General features: G+C 74.6%; 3 protein-coding genes. All 3 read left to right on the top strand.

All coding sequences use genetic code 11. The features are described from left to right. Positions 1-725, top strand: a 725-nt coding sequence (locus tag AB0K09_RS32970) for an HAD family hydrolase (RefSeq protein WP_366069072.1), incomplete at its 5' end; no start/stop codon positions are given. A 61-nt stretch (positions 726-786) separates the two neighbouring features. Then, the gene (locus AB0K09_RS32965) at positions 787-1,452 is read left to right on the top strand and encodes an O-methyltransferase (RefSeq protein ID WP_366069071.1); all 666 of its coding nucleotides are present in this window, start codon (positions 787-789) and stop codon (positions 1,450-1,452) included. 80 nt (positions 1,453-1,532) lie between these two features. After that, the coding region (locus AB0K09_RS32960; protein WP_366069070.1) for a hypothetical protein at positions 1,533-2,049 on the top strand (517 nt) is incomplete at its 3' end.

Genomic DNA, 2,049 nt, shown 5'->3' with positions numbered 1-2,049 from the left:
AGGCGCCGCGCCTGCTGTGTGTCGAGCTGTACGAGCGGAAGCCGCTCTCCTACATGACGGAGACCGCGGCCGCCGAACTGGCCGAACTCGCCCGGCACACCGTCTTCGTGCCGGCCACCACCCGCACTCGCGAGCAGTACGCCCGCATCAATCTCCCCGGCCCGCCGCCCGAGTTCGCCGTCTGCGCCAACGGCGGCCATCTGCTCGTCCGGGGCGAGTCCGACCCCGGCTGGCAGGCGCGCGTACGCCGGACCCTGGCCGCCGAGTGCGCCCCCCTGGAGGAGGTCCGCGCCCGGCTGACGCGGTCCGCCGACCCGGCGTGGCTGCGCAAGGAGCGCACCGCCGAGGACTTCTTCGCCTACCTCGTCGTCGAGCGCGAACTCCTGCCCGACGCCTGGGTCAAGGAGCTCACGGCATGGGCCGGGGAACGCGGCTGGACCGTCTCCGTGCAGGGCCGCAAGGTCTACGCCGTGCCGCGCCCGCTCACCAAGAGCGCGGCCGTCGCCGAGGTCGCGCGGCGCACCGGCGCCACCCGGGTGCTCGCGGCCGGCGATTCGCTGCTCGACGCCGATCTGCTGCTGGCCGCCGACCGCGCCTGGCGCCCCGGCCACGGCGAACTGGCCGACGTGGGCTGGACCGCGCCCCACGTCACCGCCCTGACCGCGCGCGGGGTCAGTGCGGGAGAGGAGATCGTACGGGCCTTCGCGGCAGCCCGGGAGGCGTAAGGTCGGGTGCCGTCCGTCAGCTGACGAACCGACGAATCCCTCTCCGTCTCGAGGAGACCGCGTGACCACCTTCAAGGGCATCTCGCTCACCCCCGAGCTCTACGACTACGTCCTGGCGCACAACCCGCCGCTCGACCCGGTGCAGCGCGCCCTGGTCGACACCACGCACCGGCTCCTCCCCGACCGGGCGATCATGCAGGTCGCCGAGGAACAGGCCCCGCTGCTGGCCTTCCTCGTCCGGCTCACCGGCGCCCGGAGGGTCCTGGAGGTCGGAACCTTCACCGGCCTCTCCTCCCTCTCCATGGCCCAGGCCCTGCCGGACGGCGGCAGCCTGATCACCCTCGACGTCTCGGAGGAGTGGACCGCCCACGCGCGCGAGGCCTGGGCCAAGGCCAAGGTCGCCGACCGGATCGAGCTGCGTATCGCCCCCGCGCTGGAGTCCCTGCGGGCCCTGCCCGCCGAATCCCACCTCGACCTCGCCTTCCTCGACGCCAACAAGGACGGCTACATCGCCTACTGGGAGGAGATCGTGCCCCGGCTCCGCCCCGGCGGGCTGCTCGTCGCCGACAACGTCCTCTACGGCGGCGAGGTCGTCGACCCGGCCGTCACCGAGGGCAACGGCGCGGCGATCAAGGCGTTCAACGAGCACGCGGCCGCGGACGGGCGGATGGAGTCGGTCATGCTGCCCGTCGCGGACGGCCTGACCCTGGCCCGCCGCAGGTCGTAGCCGCTCTTCCCCCGCGCGGCGGAGGGGGATCGGCCCGCAGGCCGACGTACCGGCGGCACCCCGCCGACCAGCATGGAGCCATGCTGAAAGTGAACGCTCTGCCCGGCGTACCGCGGTGGGCCGCCCTCGCGGCCCACGCCGTCCCGCTGGTCACCCTGCCCTCGGGACTGTGGCGCGTCGCCCTGGCCGCCGGCCTCCCGGTGGCCGGGGAACCGCTCCGGAGCGTCTGGGGGGTCCTCTACGTCCTGACGCTCAGCGCCGTCTCGGAGGGGCTCGCCCTGCTCACGCTCGGCCTCGTGCGCGGCTGGGGCGAGGTCGTGCCGCGCTGGATCCCGCTGCTCGGCGGCCGCCCGGTGCGCCCGCTCGCGGCGGTGGTCCCCGCGCTGCTGGGCGCGGCCGGCCTGTTCGCGCTGTACGGCTGGTTCTTCTACGCCCGGTACGCGGGCCTGGGCCAGGGCCACATCGGCACTCCGGCCCAGGACCTGCTCGTGCTGGTCTGCTACGCCCCGCTGCTGGCGTGGGCGCCGCTGGTGACGGCCGTCACGATCGCCTACTACCGGCGGCGGACGGCCGCCCCCGCACCGGGGGTGCTGCGCA

It is taken from the genome of Streptomyces sp. NPDC049577 (genome assembly GCF_040675635.1).
GTDB lineage: Bacteria > Actinomycetota > Actinomycetes > Streptomycetales > Streptomycetaceae > Streptomyces.
The sequence above is the reverse complement of the archived record's forward strand: the minus strand, read 5'-3'. Positions and strand labels throughout refer to the sequence as shown.